Origin of the sequence: Enterobacter sp. J49 (assembly GCF_002148625.1) — a bacterium.
Taxonomy (GTDB): domain Bacteria; phylum Pseudomonadota; class Gammaproteobacteria; order Enterobacterales; family Enterobacteriaceae; genus Enterobacter; species Enterobacter ludwigii.
The window spans coordinates 136,228-158,403 of sequence record NZ_MWPY01000020.1; the positions used below are offsets into that span (position 1 = coordinate 136,228).

Consider the following 22,176-nt stretch of genomic DNA (forward strand, 5'->3'; position numbering starts at 1 on the left):
ATTAACGACGACCTTCAGCAATGGCGGTTACGGCCTGCAGTTCTGCGGCTTCCTGCTCTTGCTGCTCCTGGCGCTCACGTACGTCGAGGATCTGATTGTTGATCAGACCTTCTTCGATTTCGCGAAGTGCAATAACGGTAGTTTTATCGTTTTCTTCCGGTACCAGCGGATCTTTACCGCCTACCTGCATCTGACGAGCGCGACGCGCGGCGACCAGCACCAGGTCAAAACGGTTACCAATTTTCTCTACAGCGTCCTGAACAGTTACGCGTGCCATACTTAAAATGCTCCACAGGTGAAGAAATGACTGGGCATGATACTGAAAGTGGGTTCAGTCTGCCAACAGTTTGGTGATTAATGCGTCATGTCGCTGCTTCTGGCGGCTCATACGCAAGCGTTCTGCGCGAAGAATGGTTTTGAGATCGCTCAGCGCGGCATCAAAATCATCATTCACAATAAGGTAATCATATTCCGCGTAATGGCTCATTTCTGCAACTGCCTGCTCCATACGCCGGGCGATCACTTCCTCGCTGTCCTGACCGCGGCCACGCAGTCGGCGATCCAGCTCATCTTTCGATGGCGGTAAAATAAAGATACTGCGTGAATCAGGCATTTTCTTGCGAATCTGCTGTGCGCCCTGCCAGTCGATATCCAGGAACACATTTACGCCCGTGGCCAGAACCTGCTCAATGGTTTCACGCGAAGTGCCGTAGTAGTTACCGAAAACTTCTGCGTGTTCAAGAAACGCGTCTCTGCCAATCATCGCTCTGAATTCATCGTGATCAACAAAGAAATAGTGTTCTCCGTGCACTTCACCCGGACGCGGTTTACGCGTGGTGTGAGAAACAGAAACCTGTGTGTCGTACAGCGGTTGGGTTTTTAACAGTGCCTGAATAAGGCTGGATTTACCCGCGCCACTAGGGGCAGAAACAATATAAAGCGTGCCTTGAGCCATGAGAGTCTTTTGTATGTGTTAACGAAGAAGTCCTACATACGGGCTTATTATACACGTCGCCGCTGTGTGACGTAGCCTTTGTCACACTTTTTCCCCTGCATTATTGAATTTTGCGCGCCGTTTTCAGGTTTTACAGCTGTTTTGCAGCAATAAAAATAAACGTCTGACAACGCCTCGCAGAGTGAAAGATTGCCATTAGCACGGTTTTCCGCGTCGGGTTATACCTCCACCAACGCAAAGGAGGGGTGGCGATGTGGCGATGGATGAGCGGATTAATGCTGTTGTGGTGCGGCTACGGTGCAGCGGTGTGTCCCGTGTGGTCTCAGGCAAAAGCAGAGAAAGAGATTGCGACATTGAGTGCGCAAGTTAAACGTTGGGATGACGCCTACTGGAAGCAGGGCGTGAGCGAGGTGAATGACGACGTCTATGACCAGCTCAATGGCCGTTTAAAGCAGTGGCAGCGCTGCTTCGGCGATATACCTTCTGAGGAGGCCTTACCGGTTCTAACGGGGAGCGTAAGACATCCTGTTGCCCATACGGGAGTGCATAAAGCGGCCAGTAAAGAAGAGCTACGCCAGTGGATGCGTGGTCGTGACACTCTCTGGATGCAGCCAAAAGTCGACGGGGTGGCAGTGACGCTGGTGTATCGCGACGGAAAGTTAACCCAGGCTATCAGTCGTGGTGATGGGCTTAAAGGTGAAGACTGGACTGCACAAGTGTATTTAATTCCCGCAGTGCCCAAAAAAGTGACCGGAGCGCTGGCCAACAGCGTCTTACAGGGGGAGCTTTTTTGGTTACGCGACAACCATCTTCAGCGACAGATGGGGGGAATGAACGCACGGGCAAAAGTGGCGGGCGCGATGATGCGGCAAAAGGACAGTCCGCTTCTGAGCCAGACAGGGATATTTATCTGGGCCTGGCCGGATGGGCCGAAAGTGATGTCGAGTGCGCTGTCTGAGTTATCTAAAGCCGGCTTTTCCCTGACGGCGCGTTATACCCTGCCTGTAAAGACTGTTGATGCTGTCGAGAAACAGCGCTCGACGTGGCACGACATGGCATTACCCTTTGCCACGGACGGCATTGTGGTGCGGTCCGCGGATGCTCCTCCCGGCGAAAACTGGTTGCCCGGAGAAGGCAGCTGGGTCGTCGCATGGAAATACCCCCCGGTCGCACAGATCGCCGAAGTAAGAGATATTCATTTTGCCGTGGGGCGCACGGGAAAAATCTCGGTCGTGGCGGCGCTGGTCCCTGTCCTGCTGGATGATAAGCAGGTACAACGGGTCAGTCTCGGGTCCGTTGAACGCTGGCAAAGGCTGGATATTGCGACGGGTGATCAGATACAGGTCAGTCTGGCCGGGCAGGGTATCCCGCGGTTCGATAAGGTGGTCTGGCGGGGGGAAGAGAGACAAAAGCCCACACCCCCGGCCTCGCATTATCATGCGCAGAGCTGTTTTTACGCCTCGCCGGCGTGTATGGAGCAGTTCTTTGCTCGCCTGACGTGGCTTGGTTCAAAGCACGTGCTGAATATTGAAGGAGTCGGTGAGTCAGGCTGGCGGGCGCTGCATCAGGCGCATCATTTTGAACATATCTTCTCATGGCTGACATTAACGCAGGCGCAGCTGCAGTCTACCCCGGGGTTTTCCGCAGCACGCGGGCAGGCGCTCTGGCATCGCTTTAATCTGGTACGGGAGCGACCCTTTATTCGTTGGATCATGGCATTGGGTGTTCCGCTGACGCAGGCCTCGCTAAACGCTCTGGGAGACCTGACGTGGCAGAAAATGCGTGAGCGTAACGCAGCAGACTGGCAGGCACTTCCCGGCACAGGAAAGGAGAAAGCCCGGCAGCTTGTTGCGTTTATTCATGATCCTGGCATTGCCGGCCTGGTTGCCTGGCTCGGCAAGCAGGGAGTGCAAGGATTCTGACGTGAGCTTGCTGTCGCTTATCGCTGATAAACGCCGCTATCTTGTTGGGGAGAATAGATAGCGGCCAGTCAGTGGGTGTCCTGAGTGTAATGAAACACGGGCAGTCCCAGTTTCAAGCGCAGCGCAAGCAAGCGAGCCGTGAAGCCAAATAACAAGGTGGCGATGACCACGACGTCATGGCTGGAAACATAATGCTGTAAAGCGATATACAGAACGGCTGATGCAAAGGATATCCCGGCGTAGAGCTCTTTTTGAAAGACCAGGGGAATGCGTTTGCAGAACATATCGCGCAGTACGCCGCCAAATACGCCCGTCACGACTGCGGCAATAGTGGCAATCACCGGGCTTTCCCCCATATCCAGCGCAATTTGTGCCCCGATGATGGAGAACACGACCAGGCCCAGAGCATCAAGCACTAAAAACAGACGTCGAAGATGGGGCATTACAGGAGCAAGGATAGTGGTCAGCACTGCGGCGACAGCCACAATGATGATGTACTCGGGGTGCTTAACCCAGCCGAGAGGGTAATGCCCCAGCAGGATATCACGTACCGATCCGCCTCCCAGTGCGGTGGCGGTAGCAATAATGATGACCCCAAACGTATCCATACGACGGCGTCCGGCAGCGAGTGCACCGGTCATGGCTTCGGCAGTGATCCCGACGAGATAAAGGATATGTAGCAGCATGTGTTCCCCCGATATTGAGGGCAACAGGGTAGCGTTTTGTGCGGTCTGTCACGATTTAGTTTTTCTTGTGTGAGGGCGTTAGCCTTATTTTTGATAATGACTGAACGTTGTTTGGCTGGGTGTAATGGCGTTAAACGGTAATTTTCACATTACAATTATTCATGTTATAGGCGTTTGCCGCCGATAGCCTGTTCCGATAAAAAAATGGCCCCTGAACGGGGCCATGATGAGAAAGCGGCTTGAATAAAGCGTTACTCGATATTCTGGATCTGCTCGCGCATCTGCTCAATCAGCACTTTCAGTTCAATGGCGGAGTTGGTCACTTCAGCATTGATCGACTTAGAGGCCAGGGTGTTCGACTCGCGGTTGAACTCCTGCATCATAAAGTCGAGGCGACGCCCTACAGCTTCTTTCTTCTTCAGGATGTTGTAAGTCTCTTTAACGTGCGCTTCCAGACGATCCAGCTCTTCGGCGACGTCAATGCGCTGTGCCATTAGCACCAGCTCTTGTTCCAGACGGGTATTTTCCAGCTGAACTTCCGCTTCTTCCAGTTTGGCCACCAGGCGCTCACGCTGCCATTGCAGGACCGCAGGCATGTGGGTGCGGACTTTAGCCACTTCGGTGGTCACGCCTTCCAGACGCTGCTCAATCATCGCTTTGAGGGCCTGGCCTTCAGTTTCGCGGGCAATGATAAAGTCATCCAGCGTGCTGTCGAGGGCACTGAGAATTTCTGCGGCAATCGTGTCCAGATCCTGCTCACCGGCGGCCATGACGCCAGGCCAGCGCAGAATATCGACCGGGTTGATTTCCCCTTCATCGCTTTGCATCTTGACCCAGTTCGCTGCAGTAACGAGCTGTTTCGCCAGTTTTTCGTTGAGGATCAGCTCACCCTGGGCGCTGGCATCAGGCTCAAAACGCAGGTTACATTCCACTTTACCGCGCGTCAGACGAGCACGGATACGCTCGCGCACAACAGGTTCAAGGCTGCGGAACTGCTCCGGCATACGGAAATACGTTTCCAGGTAGCGCTGGTTTACCGAGCGCATTTCCCATGTAGCGCTACCCCAGTTACCCTTGATTTCACGCCGGGCGTAGGCGGTCATACTGCGGATCATAGACATTCCCGTTTTTAAAGGAGAGATGGGGGGATTATAGCTTTCGGGGGCTTCTCAGGATAGGAATAAGCGTCCTTTATCCGTATAATGCGCAGCCACATTCGTTTCAAGCCGGAGATTTCATTATGCGTCCAGCAGGTCGTAGCGCCAATCAGGTGCGTCCCGTCACCCTGACCCGTAACTATACAAAACACGCAGAAGGCTCCGTACTGGTTGAGTTTGGTGACACCAAAGTGCTGTGCACCGCGTCCATCGAAGAGGGCGTTCCACGCTTCCTGAAAGGTCAGGGCCAGGGCTGGATCACTGCGGAATATGGCATGTTGCCGCGTGCAACCCATACCCGTAACGCCCGCGAAGCGGCAAAAGGCAAGCAGGGCGGCCGTACCATGGAAATCCAGCGTCTGATCGCACGTGCGCTGCGCGCCGCCGTTGATCTGAAAACTCTGGGTGAATTTACCATTACTCTGGACTGCGACGTCATTCAGGCAGACGGTGGTACGCGTACGGCGTCGATTACCGGTGCATGTGTAGCGCTGGCTGATGCCCTGAATAAGCTGGTTGCAGCCGGTAAGCTGAAAACGAATCCGATGAAAGGGATGGTCGCGGCTGTTTCCGTGGGTATCGTTAACGGTGAAGCGCTTTGCGATCTGGAATACGTCGAAGATTCCGCTGCCGAGACTGACATGAACGTGGTGATGACTGAAGACGGTCGCATCATTGAGGTGCAGGGCACGGCAGAAGGTGAGCCGTTCACCCATGAAGAACTTCTTACCTTGCTGGCGTTGGCCCGAGGGGGAATTGAATCTATCGTAACGACGCAGAAGGCGGCGTTAGAAAATTGATTTTAAAGGCGACTGATGAGTCGCCTTTTTTTTGTTCGTACAAAAGCAAAAGTCGGAGGAGTAAGCCCATGAAATCCTGGCAGCGTGAGTTTATTGAGTTTGCGCTTAACAAGCAGGTCCTGAAATTTGGCGAGTTTACGCTGAAATCCGGGCGTAAGAGCCCCTATTTCTTCAACGCCGGACTGTTTAATACCGGGCGCGATCTGGCATTGTTAGGCCGTTTCTATGCCGAAGCGCTGGTGGACTCCGGCATTGATTTTGACCTGCTGTTTGGCCCGGCCTATAAAGGCATTCCGATTGCCACTACCACTGCGGTTGCGCTGGCGGAACACCACGACCGCGACGTACCGTACTGCTTTAACCGTAAAGAGGCTAAAACCCACGGTGAAGGCGGTAATCTGGTAGGCAGCGCGCTGCAGGGTCGCGTTATGCTGGTGGACGATGTGATCACCGCCGGTACCGCTATTCGCGAATCGATGGAGATTATTCAGGCCAACGGCGCTACGCTTGCTGGCGTGCTGATCTCTTTGGATCGTCAGGAACGCGGGCGTGGCGAAATCTCTGCTATTCAGGAAGTTGAGCGCGATTACGGCTGTAAAGTGACGTCGATCATCACCCTGAAAGACCTGATTGCGTATCTGGAAGAGAAGCCTGAGATGGCGGATCATCTGGCTGCGGTACGTGGGTATCGCGAAGCTTTCGGCGTGTAATCTCAAGCCCGGTGGCGTTCTGCTTACCGGGCCTGAAGACTATTGCAGCTGTGCCGCCACTAACGGCCAACGGGCGTCAAAATCGTCCGTTGGACGGTATTTAAACTCGCTGCGAACAAAGCGGGAGAGCATGCCTTCGCAAAACGACAGGATCTGACTTGCCAGCAGCGTTTCATCGGTGCTGTAACCTTCACCCTCACGCATTTTTTTCTCGCGCAGTACCTGGCGCAGTTGTGCTTCAATACGCTCGAAGAGCTGGTTAATACGGCCCTGCAATCGGTCCTGCTCGAACATCAGCGCGTGGCCAGTCAGGATACGGGTTAAGCCCGGATTGCGTTCACCAAAGCCCAGAATGAGCTGCACAATCAGACGCAAACGCGCAGTCGTGTCTTTTTCGTCTTTCAGAATCAGGTTGATGCGAGTGATCAGACTGTCTTCGATAAATTCGATCAGACTGTCAAACATCCGGGTTTTGCTCGGAAAATGACGATACAACGCCGCTTCAGACACGCCCACGGAGGCGGCCAGTTTTGCGGTGGTGATGCGTTGACTACCATCGCTGGATTCAAGCATCAGCGCCAGAGATTGAAGTATTTCTTCGCGACGGTTCCTTTTCGCGGTTTGTTTTTCTGCCATGTTACAAAATACCCCTGAAAATAAGCACTTGCCAGGCTGGCATCCACACAGCGACCGCAAACTGACGTTTGCGGTTTGTTATTGCATTATGGCGCTGTGAGATACGTGTCGGTCGGGCGGTTATTTGCGCCCGGAATGGCCGAAGCCGCCTTCGCCACGGTCGGTGGCGTCAAAGTCTTCCACCAGGTTAAATTCTGCCTGAACCACCGGTACAAAGACCATCTGTGCGATACGCTCGCCCGGTTCAATGGTGAAGCTGTCCTGACCACGGTTCCAGACGGAAACCATCAGTTGACCCTGGTAGTCAGAGTCGATCAGGCCGACCAGGTTACCCAGTACCACTCCATGCTTATGACCCAGACCAGAACGCGGCAGGATCACCGCTGCCAGCGACGGGTCAGCAATGTGGATTGCCAGGCCGGTTGGGATCAGGGTGGTTGCACCCGGAGCCAGCTCTACGGCGTCATCGAGACAGGCGCGCAGGTCAAGACCGGCAGAGCCGGAGGTGGCATAGGTTGGCAGCGCAAATTGCTTACCAACACGCGGGTCCAGAATCTTAACGTCGATTTTTTTCATCATAACGGGTAACGATCTCGTCCAGTAATTGTTGGCCCAGGAGTTCCTTGCGCTCAAGCGGTAAGACTTTATCTCCATCCTGCCAGAAAAGGTGCAGTGCGTTGCTGTCGCTGTTAAATCCTTGCGTGGCCAGCGATACGTCGTTCGCGCAAATCAAATCGAGGTTTTTGCGGGTACGTTTTTGCCGGGCATATTCTTCCACATTATTTGTTTCTGCGGCAAACCCAACAACGTAAGGACGATGGTTTTTCAGTGCGGCGACACCCGCAACAATGTCCGGATTTTTCACCATTTTTAGTGTTAATTCATCGCCTTGCTTTTTAATTTTTGACCCGGAAATGGTTTCGGCACGGTAATCTGCAACAGCCGCACAGCCAATAAAAATCTGCTGGTTCTGCGCATGCGCCTGTACGGCGGCGTCCATCTCCAGGGCGGTGGTGACATCAATACGCTGCACAAATGGCGGTGTCGGTAACGAGACCGGGCCGCTCACCAGCGTGACCTTTGCACCGCGTTTTGCCGCCGCGGCAGCAATGGCAAAGCCCATTTTACCGGAGCTATGGTTGGTAATGTAACGCACCGGGTCCAGCGGCTCGCGCGTTGGACCCGCGGTAATCATGATGTTGAGATGTTGCAGATCGTTGACAGGCGAAAAATGGCCGGCGGCCAGCTCAACGATGGTCAGCGGGTCAAGCATACGACCAGGACCCACATCACCACACGCCTGGCTACCGCTGTCCGGCCCCCAGATGAGCAGGCCGCGTGAGGCCAGCGTCGTCAGATTATGCTGGGTGGCGGCGTTGCGGTACATCTGCTGGTTCATCGCGGGGACGACGGCAACAGGTGCGGGCGTGGCCAGGCAAATGGTCGAGACCAGATCGTTTGCCATGCCGGCTGCTACGCGGGCAATTAAATCTGCTGTGGCGGGGGCAAGGATAACCAGGTCTGCCCATTTTCCCAGCTCAATATGGCCCATCGCGGCTTCGGCGGCCGGATCAAGGAGGCTGTCAGAGACGGGGTACCCTGAAACGGCCTGCAGGCTCAGAGGCGTGATAAAGGCTTTGCCGCCTTCCGTTATCGCGACCCGCACATCCGCCCCGCGCTCGCGCAAACGACGCACCAGCTCCGGCGCTTTATAGGCAGCAATACCGCCGCTCACGCCAAGAACGATTTTTTTACCGGCCAGGCTCATCATGATTCTTTCCTGTTGGGTTTCACCAGAGAGCGGGCATTTTATCACAATCCCAAAAAGGGGGTGATTTTGTCCTTCGGCCAGTTTGCGAGGCGTTACGCAGGAATGAAAAGTGGGCGTCGAGCGCCGGGGGTGGCTGTGGCAGCATGATGGCAAACCGAAGGAGACAGGCATGGAAGAGACTGAACTGCTGCTACCGCGTGAAAAAATGCTGCGCTATGGCGTCACGTTGTTAAAGGACGACGAGTTGCTGGCACTCTTTTTACGCACCGGAACGCCCGGCAAAACGGTATTTACGCTGGCAAAGGAGCTCATCGACCATTTTGGTTCGCTGTATGGCTTATTGACGGCGGATCTGACGGAATTCAGGCACGTCGAAGGAATTGGCGTGGCGAAGTTCGCCCAACTGAGGGGGATTGCTGAACTGGCCCGCCGTTTTTACGACGTCCGTATGGAAGAGGAAGATCCCATACTCACCCCGGATATGACACGCGTATTTCTCCAGAGCCAGCTATCAGATTTGGAGCGCGAGATCTTTATGGTGATCTTTCTTGATAACAGGAACCGGGTACTAAAACATAGCCGTCTTTTTTCCGGAACACTGAGCCACGTTGAGGTTCATCCGCGAGAAATTGTGCGGGAAGCGATAAAAGTGAATGCAGCCGGCGTGATACTCGCGCATAATCACCCCTCTGGCTGTGCAGAACCAAGCAGAGCTGACAAAGAGATGACCGAACGCATTATCAAATGCTGTCAATTCATGGACATTCGTGTGCTCGACCATCTGATAATTGGTCGCGGCGAGTACATTTCTTTTGCAGAACATGGCTGGATTTAGGCTATTTCTCGCGATCCATCGGGATCTTTGTCTGTTCGGGACTTGAGCACACCGCCGAGTCAGCGTATACTACGCCACCTTTGAGAATCTCGGGTTTGGCATTTGGGCCTGGCAATCGAGAGTTCAATAGAACTATGCGATGACCGGGCTGTAAAGCCTGACGAGGCGCCGATACCCCATACGAAGCTCGAGCTAATTTGATTTTTGGAGAATAGACATGTCCCGAGTCTGCCAAGTTACTGGCAAGCGTCCGGTGACCGGTAACAACCGTTCCCACGCACTGAACGCGACTAAACGCCGTTTCCTGCCGAACCTGCACTCTCACCGTTTCTGGGTTGAGAGCGAGAAGCGTTTTGTCACCCTGCGCGTATCTGCTAAAGGTATGCGTGTAATCGATAAGAAAGGCATTGATACAGTTCTGTCCGAACTGCGTGCCCGTGGCGAAAAGTACTAAGTACTTAAAGAGGAAATAAATCATGGCTAAAGGTATTCGCGAGAAAATCAAGCTGGTTTCTTCTGCTGGTACAGGTCACTTCTACACCACCACGAAGAACAAACGTACTAAGCCGGAAAAACTGGAACTGAAAAAATTCGATCCAGTTGTACGCCAGCACGTACTGTACAAAGAAGCTAAAATCAAATAATTTTAGCCTCCTTGTATTGAAAAACCCCGCAACTGCGGGGTTTTTTGCATTCTGCATCTTACTCCGGAGGAACCATGCCTGAATTACCTGAGGTAGAGACCAGCCGCCGCGGTATTGAGCCGCATCTGGTCGGCGCGACTATTCTTCATGCTATCGTTCGCAACGGTCGCCTGCGTTGGCCGGTATCCGATGAAATCCATGCGTTAAGCGATAAACCGATTCTCAGCGTCCAGCGTCGCGCCAAATATCTGCTGCTGGAGCTGCCCGACGGCTGGATTATCATCCATCTCGGTATGTCCGGTAGTCTGCGCATCCTTACCGAAGAACTGCCCGCGGAAAAGCATGACCATGTCGATCTGGTGATGAGCAACGGTAAAGTGCTGCGTTACACCGACCCACGACGCTTTGGCGCATGGCTGTGGACCAAAGAGCTTGAAGGACACAGCGTTCTGGCGCATCTGGGGCCAGAGCCGCTCTCAGAGGCGTTTAACGCGGAATACCTGAAAGCGAAGTGTGCAAAGAAGAAAACACCGATCAAACCGTGGCTGATGGACAATAAGCTGGTGGTGGGAGTAGGGAATATTTATGCCAGCGAATCGCTGTTTGCCGCCGGGATCCATCCCGATCGGCTGGCCTCATCGCTGTCATCCCAGGAGTGTGAACTGCTGGTCCGGGTGATTAAAGCGGTGCTGCTGCGTTCTATTGAGCAAGGGGGGACCACCCTGAAGGACTTCCTGCAGAGCGACGGTAAACCGGGCTATTTTGCTCAGGAGCTGCAGGTATATGGCCGTAAGGGTGAGCCGTGCAGAGTCTGTGGGACACCGATTATTGCAACGAAGCACGCTCAGCGCGCCACGTTCTATTGCCGTCAGTGCCAGAAATAGGGCTACTTTAATTTTTCCATCAACGCCTGATGGACGTTAGCCGGCAGGAAATGGGTCACGTCACCGTGATGACGCGCCACCTCTTTGACCAGCGAGGAAGAGATAAACGACCACTCTTTTGAGGGCATCAGGAACACGCTCTCCAGCTCTGGCATCAGGTGGCGATTCATGTGCGCCAGCTGCATTTCGTATTCGAAGTCAGCCACCGCGCGTAACCCACGGATCAAAATGTTAGCCTGCCGGGCACGGGCGAAGTTGGCCATCAGATCGCTGAAGCCCACCACCTCAACGTTTGGCAGATGTGAGATAGCGTCAGTGGCAAGTGCAACGCGCTCATTGAGGTCGAACATGGGTTTCTTACTGGGGCTGGCGGCGATCGCCAGAATCACCTTATCAAACATGCATGCCGCACGGGTGATGATGTCAAGATGACCGTTGGTGATGGGATCAAAGGTACCCGGATAAATCGCTTTTGTGCTCATGGCTCACGTTTTCTCTGAGTAGCCGCGGCAAAGCGCCCACAGCTCGGTGTATTTGTTGAAAGTATACTGGGCATTCACCACCGCCAGTAACCACCCTTGTTTACCGTCCAGCACGCCGCCTCGCAGCAGCAGTGTTTTCAGAAATGCCCCCAGCGTGTGGGTGAAAATTCCGGTCAGCGTGGCCTTCTTGCCGCGCAGGTGGCGCTCCTGTGCCCATGCGGTGGCATAGTTAAGCTGTTTGCGCTGGAAGCTGGCGAAATCCCGGCAGGTCAGATGCAGCAGATCGCCCGTCAGAGGAATGACGGGGGCACTGTCGCATGCCAGGGATTCATGGACCAGATTATCGTTGTACTGATATCGCTCACGCTCGTAGAGGCGCATTACGCGGTCTGGATACCAGCCGCTGTGGCGCATAAAACGGCCAAGGAAATAGTTGCGACGTGCAATGTTGTATACCGCGCCAGGCTGAGGTGCTGCCAGCACCGCCTGAATGGCCTGGCGGAGCTCTGGTGTAATGCGCTCGTCAGTGTCCAGCATCAGCACGTAATTGCCAGTAGCATAGCGCTGCGCGCGCTGTCGCTGGATGCCGTAGCCTTGCCAGTCGGTATCGATAAAGACCTTTGCACCCGCGGCACGGGCGACATCCACCGTGTTGTCCTCACTGCCGGAGTCGAGAAGGACAATTTCGTCAGCCCAGGCGACGGAGGCCAGGCAGTCCGGAAGCAGGTCGGCGGCGTTTTTGGCGATCATCACGACCGACAGACGCGTTGACATTAGTGGCTCCGCTGAGGCAGATAAGGTTGCAGAAGTTGCAGCAGACGAGTGAGTGCGCCCTGATTCTGATGCAGCACTTCGACAGCATGGCGACCATACCAGAGGCGGTAGTCTTCGTCGGTCAGAAGGGTTGAGACCTCTTTGACCACCGAGTCCGCGTCGGTCACGGTAATTAACCCGTCGGCTTGCTGCAATTTAGCGCAGATATCTTTGAAGTTAAACGTGTGTGGACCCATCAGCACCGGAATGGCGTGTGCGGCCGGCTCAAGCGGATTATGGCCGCCGCGCTCCACAAGGCTGCCGCCGACAAAAGCCAGATCGGCAATGCCGTAAAGCAGCATCAGCTCGCCCATTGTATCGCCAATCACCACCTGAGTGCTGCCGGAGGGGATCTCACCGCTGCTGCGCAGGGTAAAGCTGAAGCCGCCTTTCTGCACCATCTCACGCGCATCTTTAAAACGTTCGGGGTGACGGGGAACCAGAATCAGCAGCAAATCGGGGAATTTTTCCAGTAGCTTACGATGGGCCTGCAGGATAATGGCTTCTTCGCCGTCATGGGTGCTGGTTGCAATCCACACCTGGCGACGCGGTGCCCACTGGCGACGCAGCGTAATCGCACGGGCGGCGAGTTCAGGCGTGACGGAGATATCGAACTTCAGGCTACCCGTCACCGCAAGCTGGTTGCGCTTCAGGCCCAGAGCGAGAAAGCGCGCCGCGTCTTCTTCGTTCTGCGCGGCAATCAGCGTTATTCGGCTGAGCAGGCGGCGCATAAATTTACCTAACTTGCCGTAACCTTTCGCCGAGCGCTCTGAAAGGCGCGCGTTGGCAATCACCAGCGGAATTTTACGGGCATGCAGGGCGGAAATCATATTTGGCCACAGCTCGGTTTCCATGACGATCACCAGTTTCGGGCGAACGGTATTCAGGAAGCGGTTCATGGCGCAAGGCAGGTCGTAAGGCAAATAGACGTGTTGAACGTCTTTACCGAACGCCGATAATGCGCGTTCAGACCCCGTCGGCGTCATGGTCGTGACCGTGATCGGCAGTGACGGATAGCGGTGACGAAGGGCGCGAACCAGCGGGATCGCCGCCAGCGTTTCGCCCACAGAAACGGAATGCAGCAAAATACCGTCCGGCACGACTTTATTGCGGCAGTAACCATAGCGTTCAGCCCAGCGTTTACGATACGCAGGCGCTTTACGGCTACGAAGCAACAGTCGCAGCCACACCAGTGGCTGGATGATGTAGAGCAGGGCGGTATACAACAATTCCAAGCGATTATCCGTTTTTTAGTTTCGGCGGGGAAATTCTAAGCATTTAAGCCGGGTAAAGCTATCTCTTATGCCAGATACCGTTTTAAACGGAAGTAGCGTCGGCCCAGGCGCCAGCGCAAACGGGGGCTTTTGGCACTTTTCCAGATAAGCCTCCAGATACCCGTGTCGAAGAACTCTTTTATTATCATCGACTTCTTCTGCACATCCTTCATATTGTCGAAGGTATGAATGATCCCAAGCCCCTCTTTGGCGATTTGCCAGTGGCAGGCGGGGATATCTTTCACTTTTTCCGGGTAACGCTGGTTGATGGCATCCAGCATCTGCAGAATTTTCATGTAATGGCGCGCCGAGCGAATCAGCGTGTCATCATTGTCCGGCATATGGGAAACCGATGCGGAGTGAATGTAATAGTCGTAAAAACGTTCACTGGTGTACTGCACGCGGTCAGCTGCGAGCAAGACTTCGGTAGTCCACGGGATATCCTGATGGCGCAGGCCGGGCTCAAAACGAAAACCGTTCTGACGAATAAAGTCATGGCGATAGATATTCAGCCAGGTCACATGCAGAAACTTGCGTGAGTCGAGCGCTTTTTTTAACCAGGCCGCACCGGTCATGACGCCTGTCGAGGCCAGCTTGTCTTCCGGGAAAATCGGCCGTGAAGGCTTCTTATTGTTTTCCCAGACGTAGTTTCCGTTGCAGGTGGCGACATCCAGATTCTGCGTGACGGCCATATCAAGCAAGCGCTGATACATGCCGGGCTTAAAGACATCATCAATATCCGGGAAAGAGAGATATTGGCCGGTAGCGACGGCCAGACCGGTATTGCGCGCAATGGATACACCCTGATTTTCCTGTTCAATAACCTGCATTTGCGGCAGTTTTTCACGCCAGGTTTCGACTATCTGCATCGAACTGTCCGTGGAGCCATCATTGACGATGATGACTTCCATACTGTCGATCTGTTGATTCGCAAGGCAGGTAAAGAACTGATCCAGGAAAGCTTCGCCGTTATAAACGGCAACCACTACGCTTAATAATGGCGCTGAATTTTGCATAAGAAACCTGATTATTATTGATTGTCTACCAACGCAACATATTGCTGGCAAATGGCATTTATCCCGAACGACGCGATCGTTGCGCTATCAACGACAGGCGGGGAGGTATAGAGATCGGCCAGTGTTTTCGCCAGTGATTCGTCATTCATCTCCGACAGCCCGCGCGCCAACGTACCCGTGAGGATTTCAGCGGGCCCGCCAGGACAGTTCGTACTGACAGGCGGCGTCTGGCAGATGATGGATTCTACCAGTACGTTACCAAAACCTTCACAGTCAGAACTTAACACTAAAAGCCGTGCGCCTTTAATCCACGGATAAGGGTTGGACTCGAAGGGGCGGAAAATAACCTTGTCTTCGATCCCGAGTTCTTTCGCTAACTGTTTAAGCTGTTGAATTTTGGTGTCAGAACCGTTGCCCATCATCACCAGCGATGCGTCTATTTTGCTCTGCGCATAGGCACGCAGAAGGCGGTCGTGGCGTTTATGTTCATGAAAACGACCCACGTGAATAATATAATCCTGCCCCTGCATCTCAAAAGGCGCATCCGCCAGACGCTGGATTTCAGGAATATCAAAGGGATTATGGATAACCGCTTTGCGACGAAGGTCGATGGACAGCGTCTCTGAGAGATCTTTCAGCACGGCGGCGGAGACGGCGACAACGTTTCGGTTTTCGTAGGTATGACGAATTTTGTAATGCTTAAACCAGCGTGAAAGGCCGTGGCGATGACGCAGGTAGGAGAATGAGAACATGCCATGCACGCAGAACCAGACCTTATCGCGATCCAGCGCACGACTGTGCGCCACAATACGATCGGTTTTATGCAGGTGCGAGAATATGACGTCGAACTTCCCGCTGCGCTCAGCCTGTTCAATGGCATTGTCCAGCAGCTGCGCCCGGCGCGGGATCTCGGTGAGCTTTCTCCAGGGCTTTTTACACGTATCCTGAATGACCTGATAATCAATGCCTGCCGGGATGGCGTAGTCGCACACCTTTCGCAGGGAGAAAAGGGAGACCTGATGCCCCATTTCTATCAATCCGCTGGAGAGGGTGAGAACCGTTTTTTCGGCTCCTCCACCGGGCAAACCATCAATAATCATTAGGATGCGCATTTTTAATCCAGTAATTTTTGATAAAGCGAAATAAGCTGACTTGATAATTTTTCTGGGGTCGCTTCTTTTACGCGCTCACGCGCTGCCCGCCCCATATCGTTATTCTTATCCAAAGATGGAAGGGTCATGACTGCCTCCTTCAATCTGCTGATATCAAGTGCATCACAGTAAAAGCCATTCTGACCTTGCTCAATAAACTCTGCACCACCGCAACTCACTGAAGTAATGACGGGCAAACCGCAGGCCATCGCTTCAAGAATGACGTTTGGAAAAGGATCATACAGCGTTGGCAGCAGTAATCCATCGGATACCTGGTAAAATGGCAGTGTCTCTTTTTGCATCCCCAGGAAGCGAATTTGCCCCTCACAGCCCAATGAACGGGCGAGGTCACGGTAACGACTTTCTGCTTTATCCTGTCCAACCACAATCAGCCACGCGGGTGTGCCCGCAATAGCGCGGATAGCGCTGGCCAGTCCCTTACGTTCAAAACCTGACCCGACGAAACACAACACCACGGCATCGACAGGCAATCCGAGCTGCTGACGCAGTGCAGCGCGCAGTCCTTCGGTTGCCGGAACGAAGCGGCTGGAATCTATTGAATTATAAATCACATGTATCTTTTTTGCGTCAATATCAAAGTCTTCGATGATTTCGCGTTTGATCATCTCCGCATTGCAGATAACGGCTTTCAATTCAGGAGCCTGATACATTTCACGTTCAGCGTGCATGACGTAGCGATGGTAGCGATCGTGCATCAAAAGTTGTGCACGCCAGGCAGGTAGAATGCGCGCACGCTGCAGCAGCCAACGCCGGTGCACGCCATCCCCTGCGCGGTAAATATCGCAGCCAGGAATACGCTCGTGGCTCTGCACAATGTCAAACTGCTGCTGTTCCCACAGCGCACGCGCGGCATGTGCAAACCCGCGTTCGCGACTGATTCGGCCCCATTTACGCGGGTCGCAAATATGGATATGCCAGTCGTCCTGCTTCTCCCCCTGCCACTCACGCGTGATGACGTTGAGCTCCAGGTTTTGGTTGCTCAGTGCGGTAAGTGCCCGGGAAACGAAGCGTTCCGCCCCGCCATCAGGTCGGTATTTTTGGCGAACAATCGCTAAACGATGGTGTTTCATTACAGGTATCTCCTGGCGGCGGAGACCACGACATCAACGGGAATGGCGTCGAGATAGCGTTCAGTTGTTTTGGTATCAATGGCGTCCGGGTCGGGAAGTGGGCCAAAATCGCCAGCCCAGATGACTTCACCGTTGACCTGCCATGGCGACCAGAACACCCGTTTTGACGGGCCGAAGAGAGCAATGCACGGCGTCTGAAGCGCGGCGGCCATGTGCATCGGAACAGAATCGACGCCAATAAAGAGGCGCGCATGATCGATAAGTGATGCCAGCTGGCGCAACGTGAGTTGACCGGCCAGAGAGACTACGCCCGTTTTTGGCGCCGCGGCGAGAATGCGGTCTATCATCGCCAGCTCTTTTTTATCCGGGCCTGCGGTGAGAACCACAGTGTGGCCATCCTTCTGGAGTGCCGTGATGGTTTGCGCCATCTTGCCTTCGTCCCAGCACTTAAAGAACCAGCGTGACGTTGGCTGGATCACCACGTAGTTATCAGCCACACCCTGTTGCGTCAGTAGCTGGCGCGCACGATCCCAGTCCTCTGCGCGATAGGCCATAGTGACGGCTGGCTGAGTCGGGACGGGCAACGGTGAAAGAATAGAAAGATTTTGCTCAACGGTATGGAGAGACGGGTGATTGGCGACGGAAACCAAATCGGTATGGCAAAAACGCCAGAACGCGTTTTTTCGCTTGTTAAACGCGAACCCGAGGCGTACTGGCGCGCCGGTGAAACGGGTGACAATGGCGCTGCGCCACTGATCGGCAAGGTTTATCACCAGATGATAACGCTGCGCTCTTAAGGCACAGAGTAACTGCCACTCTTTTTGCAGATGTTTCAGGGTGCCGAGCTGCTTCCATTTACGATCTATACCGTAGATGGTGCCGATCGCCGGATGCGCGGCGAGCATATCGCGTGTCTCTTCATAAAGAAGAACATCGATTTGCGCCGTGGGCCATTTTTGACGTAACGAATTAATGACCGGAGTTGTGAGTAACATGTCGCCATGATGTCGAAGTTTGATAAGTAAAATACGTAAATCAGGCGTGTCGAGTAGGTTAATCATCATCATCTTATCAGCGGTATACTGTCAGCAATTCTAATAGACCTGATGGCGACTTGCACTCTTTCTCCATAATGTCAGGAATTTCCCTGGAAGGGTTTACTCCTGCTTCGCAGAGTGCGTAACATAGCCCTCACTCTTACGTCTTACGGACTCATTATGAAAAAACCAGCGTTTATCATCACCATTGATACAGAAGGCGATAATCTCTGGCAAAACCACCGTGTTATCAAAACGGAAAACGCACGCTACCTGGCACGATTTCAGGCGCTATGCGAGCGTTTTGGTTTTAAGCCGGTCTGGCTGACCAACTATGAGATGGCGATCGAACCGGTTTTCATTGAGTTCGCAAAAGATGTGATTGCCCGCGGCCAGGGCGAGGTTGGCATGCATCTTCATGCGTGGAACAGCCCACCTGAACATGACCTCACCGGTGATGACTGGCGCTGGCAACCTTATCTGATTGAGTTTTCAGATGAAATTATGCGCGAGAAAGTGCTTTTTATGACGCACTTACTGGAAGAGACCTTCCAGACCAAAATGCTGAGCCACCGTGCCGGGCGTTGGGCGTTTGATCGTCGCTACGCAAACTTGCTGATAGAGCTGGGTTATCAGGTTGACTGTTCCGTCACCCCACGGGTGAACTGGCGAAATGCCAAAGGGGCGCCGCAGGGTCACGGAGGAACGAATTATCAGCATTTCCCTGACCATGCCTACTTTATCGATACAGAGGATATTTCCCGCCCGGGAAAGAGCCCTTTGCTCGAAGTGCCGATGAGTATTCAGTATAAACACCCGGCCTGGCTAAACACCGTTAAACAGGGCTACGATCGGCTGCGTGGGAAATACCGTTCCCCGTCAGTTAACTGGTTGCGGCCGTCCGGTGGAAATGCGTCTGAGATGATTAAGGTCGCACAACAGTGCTTGTCGCAGGGCAATGATTATGTGGAGTTTATGCTCCATTCATCAGAATTTATGCCCGGCGGAAGTCCTACGTTCAAAGATGATGCGGCCATTGAAGGGTTGTACCAGGATTTGGACCAGTTGTTTACATGGCTGTCGGACAAGACGGTGGGGATGACGCTGGCGGAGTTTTATCGGAGTAAAAGAAGCGCCGGTTAACCGGCGCCTAAAGATTATCTCTGAACGGTTTTTTTCACGGGTGTACTAAATATGATGGCTAATGGTATCCAGAATAACACCCAGTATTCTCGAGGATTACTGATAACGAACATCCCCTGAGTGGAATAAAATACGAGCGCGAAAATCAGTACCGCAACCTCGGCTTTGTGGTCTACAGCAAGGTGTCTCAGGCATTGCCTGAATGCGTAGGCAATCATCGCTAAAAACAGCGTTAGCCCTACGATTCCGCCCTTAAGAAAGGCTCCGAAGTAGAGGCTGTGTGTAGTCGTCACATGTTGTTCATAACCATTCATGAATGACAGTTCTTTATTAAATCCCCAGCCAAATACTAATCTTTCTTTTGTTACTTCAAAAGCATGCTGCCAGATGCCAAAACGAACGGAGCCAGCCTGGTTAGAATCTTCAAACCGCTTTATAAGCAGGTCGTAAAAACCGCTGTAATAAAGTGTAATGCCCAGTATAAGCAGAGAGGCCAGGGACAAGAACACAAGTTTGTTGTTCCATTTTGGTTTAATACAGAATACGGCAGCTGTTGCTATGATTAACGCCAATAATGGTCCACGGCTTTGCGTCAGTAATAAGCCACTCAACAACAACGGAACCGGAACATAATACCAAAGGCTGCGGGTTTCTCGAACGAGAATTGCACTTAAAATAATCCCCAATGCCATATAGCCACCCAGATCAATGACGTTGTCGGGTGCATAAGGAAAAGCGTTCATTAAACGCCCAACGAACAGGTGAGGCTTGTTAACATAAATAAATGTCATCAACGTCAGTACGATAATGCCAAAATAGGCCGCGCCTACAAGGTATGTCTTCTTGTTTTCAAGCTCACATTGCCGGTACAGGCAGAAGAAAATAAGGATGTAAAATGAATGGGTAAGAGCAGAACTTAAGTGTGATGTCTCGGCCCAAAGGTTCGAGAGGGAAAAATAAAGGACAAAGAGAGTTAGCAGCCCAAGTGCTGGAAGAAATTCTTTGTCATGTATAAACCGCACTCTGGCACTTTTTACCAGCATTATGGTGATAAGAAAAAGGGCCAGGGAAACGTGGAAAAGAATATTTACCTTAGACACCCCACAGAATATCATGCTTAAAAACATAAATGCTACAAAAGGGTAAAAGGTAATACGCGGCAGTCTATTCAAATACATCCGTAAAATCCTTTCTGACAAAAACAGAAGAAGGTATAGCACTTTGAGGGGAAAGATTAATCACCTCTTTGTTTGCAGAAGCAAAAATCTTACTTGCAAGAGAGAGTGCAGGAAGAACAATATCCTGTACCTTATCTTCAAGAAACGAAGGCAGCATGGTTTCGGTTTTCTCATAAAATCGCGGTTGAGAGAAGTGTGTCATATCCAGCCCAGCAATATAGATTTTTGAGAACCCCATGTAATATAAGACCTGCAATGCCCAGTAAACCACTGTACCGGCATCAACGATACCCTGACAAATATCGAGGCTAAAAGCGCTATTTGGCGTATTTTCAGAAAAAACAATCCCAGGACGTTCCTTGAGGGTATCAAAAAGCGCTTCGCGTTTGATTGAGGGTTTATACGTTTCGTAGCAAATATCTTCGATTATGGCTATCTGGCAGTGGATATTTTCGTATGAAAAACGGTCAATAAGCTTAACCACCCCCATAGCCGTTGTAAACAGAAGCAAATTTTTATTGGCCACGATACGCTTTAACAACGCTGTTTGCCGGTCAATAAAAGTCATGTCAACAATAAAGTAATGGCTAAAATTAAGCTGGTTATGAAGATGCCATGCCCCATTTACCCCCGTACGAATGACATCTACGGGTAATGTTGAAAAATCTATTTTTTTGACTGAGGGGCCAGTGGCGGTAATTAACACTTCTCCGCTAAATGCATTTTTGAGAGAAGTAAGGGCTGTAAGTTGAACGGGCTGACCACGATACACAAAATCAGAAATCTCGCCGCTTTCATTACGCGCAATCTTCACATACGGCCACAAATTTTCATTGTGACGCATGTTTCGTTTATGAGTATAACGATAAAACTGCTTAGTCAGAGAGCCCATCTTAAGCCTTCTCGATTTCACTATTTTTATGCGCAACAGTAGACAACAAATGACTGATTTTTGCCAAATCTTCGTCTGTTACCTCAAAGAGCTCTTCTTTAGACTGACTGAAGTAGTAACGCGTTTCAAAGACGTAAGAGTTTATATTTTCATCATTCCCAATCAGCAATACCTTGCCAAGCGGACGTTGTTCATAATGGCAGCAAGGGCCAAACAGCAACACCACCGGGACGCCCACCGCATCGGCAATGTAGATATTCCCTGAATCTGACGCAATATAACAATCCATTTTGGATATCGCCCACGGCAGCTCTTCGAGCGATATTTTGCCAATGAGGTTGATAAAATTGGGAATTTCACCGTAAGCGCGGGTGATGTCATCCATCCACGGTTGCTCGTTCGGTGCGCCAAATACATAAAACTCGCAGGGCAGGTCGGCAAGATGATCGACAATACGTTTCCAGATTGCCGGGGGAACCGTCTTTGCTTTGTTACCGGCAGAAATGCTGATACCAATTCGGATAACCCCGGGTTTATCGAGAATTTGCGGGTAAACCGCAGGCTTGAACAGGGGCTTTGTGGCGTGCTTGGGTGAATCCTGCCAGGTGAGCGCGCGATCGGCGAGCTTGAGATAGTTAGTGACGGACAGCGTCTTTTTGCCATGCTCAACGGTACCATCAGCCGTGGCATAAAAAATTCCGTGATACCACCTGCGCGTATAAGTGCTTAAAAATTGTTTGTTTTTTGCATTACAGGCTGAGGCGAAAAAGAGATTCACACTGTTGGGCTGCAGCAGATAGACATTGTCGTAGCGATTCATGATCCGGCAGGCGAAGCAGAGCTTACGCCACAGGTTGCGCTTTTGCTGCTCCACAAAAAAGATCTCTTCGATACTGTCGTCATGCTGAGCCAATGCGTTAACGCTGCGGCTGATCAGCACATCGCTTTTTTGCAGATACGCCAGTAGAGGCGTTGCATTGATAAAGTCACCGATTTTGGCTGTCTGAATGACAAGGTTTCTGCCCGTGTCTTTGCGAAACAGCTTCCGGATGAGTTTCACCGGAAAAAGTAAAATCAGCAGAAATACATAACTCATGGG

The 22,176-nt window shown here is 52.3% G+C and carries 25 protein-coding genes; 8 read left to right on the forward strand and 17 right to left on the reverse strand.

Annotated elements, in window-relative coordinates:
- Position 1: 1 nt before the first annotated feature.
- Together rpoZ and gmk are read right to left on the reverse strand one after the other, a co-directional pair.
- Positions 2-277: a DNA-directed RNA polymerase subunit omega gene (gene rpoZ, locus BJP35_RS03865; protein ID WP_000135058.1), complete on the reverse strand. Its 276-nt coding sequence runs from the start codon at positions 275-277 to the stop codon at positions 2-4.
- A gap of 54 nt (positions 278-331) precedes the next feature.
- Positions 332-955: a guanylate kinase gene (gene gmk / locus BJP35_RS03870; RefSeq protein WP_014168044.1), complete on the reverse strand. Its 624-nt coding sequence runs from the start codon at positions 953-955 to the stop codon at positions 332-334.
- 251 nt (positions 956-1,206) lie between these two features.
- On the opposite strand from gmk, the gene ligB reads away from it, so the two are divergent.
- A complete protein-coding gene (gene ligB / locus BJP35_RS03875) occupies positions 1,207-2,877 on the forward strand; it encodes an NAD-dependent DNA ligase LigB (protein ID WP_086462915.1) in 1,671 nt (556 codons plus the stop codon).
- Between the two features lie 68 nt (positions 2,878-2,945).
- On the opposite strand, the gene BJP35_RS03880 is transcribed toward ligB, so the two are convergent.
- Positions 2,946-3,563: a trimeric intracellular cation channel family protein gene (locus BJP35_RS03880; RefSeq protein WP_020882694.1), complete on the reverse strand. Its 618-nt coding sequence runs from the start codon at positions 3,561-3,563 to the stop codon at positions 2,946-2,948.
- Positions 3,564-3,814: 251 nt separating this feature from the next.
- Positions 3,815-4,678, reverse strand: a complete 864-nt coding sequence (locus BJP35_RS03885) for a YicC/YloC family endoribonuclease (RefSeq protein WP_047742751.1) — start codon at positions 4,676-4,678, stop codon at positions 3,815-3,817.
- 125 nt (positions 4,679-4,803) lie between these two features.
- On the opposite strand from BJP35_RS03885, the gene rph reads away from it, so the two are divergent.
- Positions 4,804-5,520 carry a ribonuclease PH gene (rph, locus tag BJP35_RS03895; RefSeq protein WP_013094888.1) on the forward strand — a complete coding sequence of 239 codons (717 nt, stop codon included), beginning with the start codon at positions 4,804-4,806 and terminating at the stop codon, positions 5,518-5,520.
- 68 nt (positions 5,521-5,588) lie between these two features.
- A complete protein-coding gene (gene pyrE, locus BJP35_RS03900) occupies positions 5,589-6,230 on the forward strand; it encodes an orotate phosphoribosyltransferase (protein ID WP_014168048.1) in 642 nt (213 codons plus the stop codon).
- Between the two features lie 39 nt (positions 6,231-6,269).
- Here pyrE and slmA read toward each other — a convergent pair whose 3' ends face one another.
- From slmA to coaBC, 3 genes are all read right to left on the reverse strand, one after another.
- Positions 6,270-6,866 (reverse strand): nucleoid occlusion factor SlmA, encoded by a 597-nt coding sequence (gene slmA / locus BJP35_RS03905; protein WP_020882692.1) that lies wholly within the window; start codon positions 6,864-6,866, stop codon positions 6,270-6,272.
- A 120-nt stretch (positions 6,867-6,986) separates the two neighbouring features.
- Entirely contained in the window at positions 6,987-7,445 is a 459-nt protein-coding gene (gene dut, locus BJP35_RS03910; RefSeq protein ID WP_014168052.1) for a dUTP diphosphatase, read from the reverse strand.
- The gene (gene coaBC, locus BJP35_RS03915) at positions 7,423-8,634 is read right to left on the reverse strand and encodes a bifunctional phosphopantothenoylcysteine decarboxylase/phosphopantothenate--cysteine ligase CoaBC (protein ID WP_086462925.1); all 1,212 of its coding nucleotides are present in this window, start codon (positions 8,632-8,634) and stop codon (positions 7,423-7,425) included. Before coaBC ends, dut begins: the two co-directional genes overlap by 23 nt.
- Positions 8,635-8,806: 172 nt before the next feature.
- Here coaBC and radC point away from each other — a divergent pair, with 172 nt between their 5' ends.
- The 4 genes from radC to mutM all read left to right on the forward strand — a co-directional run bounded on the left by radC (position 8,807) and on the right by mutM (position 11,000).
- Positions 8,807-9,472, forward strand: a complete 666-nt coding sequence (radC, locus tag BJP35_RS03920) for a DNA repair protein RadC (RefSeq protein ID WP_020882690.1) — start codon at positions 8,807-8,809, stop codon at positions 9,470-9,472.
- Positions 9,473-9,689: 217 nt separating this feature from the next.
- Positions 9,690-9,926, forward strand: coding sequence for a 50S ribosomal protein L28 (rpmB, locus tag BJP35_RS03925; RefSeq protein WP_002436699.1), 237 nt, complete (start codon positions 9,690-9,692; stop codon positions 9,924-9,926).
- Between the two features lie 22 nt (positions 9,927-9,948).
- On the forward strand, positions 9,949-10,116 hold the full coding sequence (gene rpmG / locus BJP35_RS03930; protein WP_003024094.1) for a 50S ribosomal protein L33: 168 nt from the start codon (positions 9,949-9,951) through the stop codon (positions 10,114-10,116).
- A gap of 74 nt (positions 10,117-10,190) precedes the next feature.
- Positions 10,191-11,000, forward strand: coding sequence for a bifunctional DNA-formamidopyrimidine glycosylase/DNA-(apurinic or apyrimidinic site) lyase (gene mutM / locus BJP35_RS03935; RefSeq protein ID WP_032679319.1), 810 nt, complete (start codon positions 10,191-10,193; stop codon positions 10,998-11,000).
- A 2-nt stretch (positions 11,001-11,002) separates the two neighbouring features.
- On the opposite strand, the gene coaD is transcribed toward mutM, so the two are convergent.
- From coaD to rfaQ, 7 genes are all read right to left on the reverse strand, one after another.
- Entirely contained in the window at positions 11,003-11,482 is a 480-nt protein-coding gene (coaD, locus tag BJP35_RS03940) for a pantetheine-phosphate adenylyltransferase (protein ID WP_014168056.1), read from the reverse strand.
- Positions 11,483-11,485: 3 nt separating this feature from the next.
- Complete coding sequence (locus BJP35_RS03945; RefSeq protein ID WP_047742755.1) at positions 11,486-12,256, reverse strand: glycosyltransferase family 2 protein; 771 nt, start codon at positions 12,254-12,256, stop codon at positions 11,486-11,488.
- Positions 12,256-13,530, reverse strand: a complete 1,275-nt coding sequence (gene waaA, locus BJP35_RS03950) for a lipid IV(A) 3-deoxy-D-manno-octulosonic acid transferase (protein WP_014168058.1) — start codon at positions 13,528-13,530, stop codon at positions 12,256-12,258. The genes BJP35_RS03945 and waaA overlap by 1 nt, the downstream gene beginning before the upstream one ends.
- A 65-nt stretch (positions 13,531-13,595) precedes the next feature.
- Positions 13,596-14,585 carry a glycosyltransferase gene (locus BJP35_RS03955; RefSeq protein WP_020882686.1) on the reverse strand — a complete coding sequence of 330 codons (990 nt, stop codon included), beginning with the start codon at positions 14,583-14,585 and terminating at the stop codon, positions 13,596-13,598.
- A gap of 14 nt (positions 14,586-14,599) precedes the next feature.
- Positions 14,600-15,697 carry a glycosyltransferase gene (locus BJP35_RS03960; RefSeq protein ID WP_032679322.1) on the reverse strand — a complete coding sequence of 366 codons (1,098 nt, stop codon included), beginning with the start codon at positions 15,695-15,697 and terminating at the stop codon, positions 14,600-14,602.
- 2 nt (positions 15,698-15,699) lie between these two features.
- Positions 15,700-16,827: a glycosyltransferase family 4 protein gene (locus BJP35_RS03965; protein ID WP_047742758.1), complete on the reverse strand. Its 1,128-nt coding sequence runs from the start codon at positions 16,825-16,827 to the stop codon at positions 15,700-15,702.
- The gene (rfaQ, locus tag BJP35_RS03970) at positions 16,827-17,894 is read right to left on the reverse strand and encodes a putative lipopolysaccharide heptosyltransferase III (protein ID WP_073970974.1); all 1,068 of its coding nucleotides are present in this window, start codon (positions 17,892-17,894) and stop codon (positions 16,827-16,829) included. Before rfaQ ends, BJP35_RS03965 begins: the two co-directional genes overlap by 1 nt.
- 150 nt (positions 17,895-18,044) lie before the next feature.
- Here rfaQ and BJP35_RS03975 point away from each other — a divergent pair, with 150 nt between their 5' ends.
- Positions 18,045-19,007, forward strand: a complete 963-nt coding sequence (locus BJP35_RS03975) for a polysaccharide deacetylase family protein (protein WP_047742760.1) — start codon at positions 18,045-18,047, stop codon at positions 19,005-19,007.
- 14 nt (positions 19,008-19,021) lie between these two features.
- Here BJP35_RS03975 and BJP35_RS03980 read toward each other — a convergent pair whose 3' ends face one another.
- The 3 genes from BJP35_RS03980 to BJP35_RS03990 are packed head-to-tail and all read right to left on the reverse strand — an operon-like array spanning position 19,022 to position 22,173.
- Positions 19,022-20,185, reverse strand: coding sequence for an O-antigen ligase (locus tag BJP35_RS03980; protein ID WP_047742763.1), 1,164 nt, complete (start codon positions 20,183-20,185; stop codon positions 19,022-19,024).
- Positions 20,172-21,077 carry a sugar glycosyltransferase gene (locus BJP35_RS03985; protein ID WP_047742765.1) on the reverse strand — a complete coding sequence of 302 codons (906 nt, stop codon included), beginning with the start codon at positions 21,075-21,077 and terminating at the stop codon, positions 20,172-20,174. The genes BJP35_RS03980 and BJP35_RS03985 overlap by 14 nt, the downstream gene beginning before the upstream one ends.
- 1 nt (position 21,078) lies before the next feature.
- Positions 21,079-22,173 carry a glycosyltransferase family 9 protein gene (locus BJP35_RS03990; RefSeq protein ID WP_047742767.1) on the reverse strand — a complete coding sequence of 365 codons (1,095 nt, stop codon included), beginning with the start codon at positions 22,171-22,173 and terminating at the stop codon, positions 21,079-21,081.
- Positions 22,174-22,176: the final 3 nt, after the last annotated feature.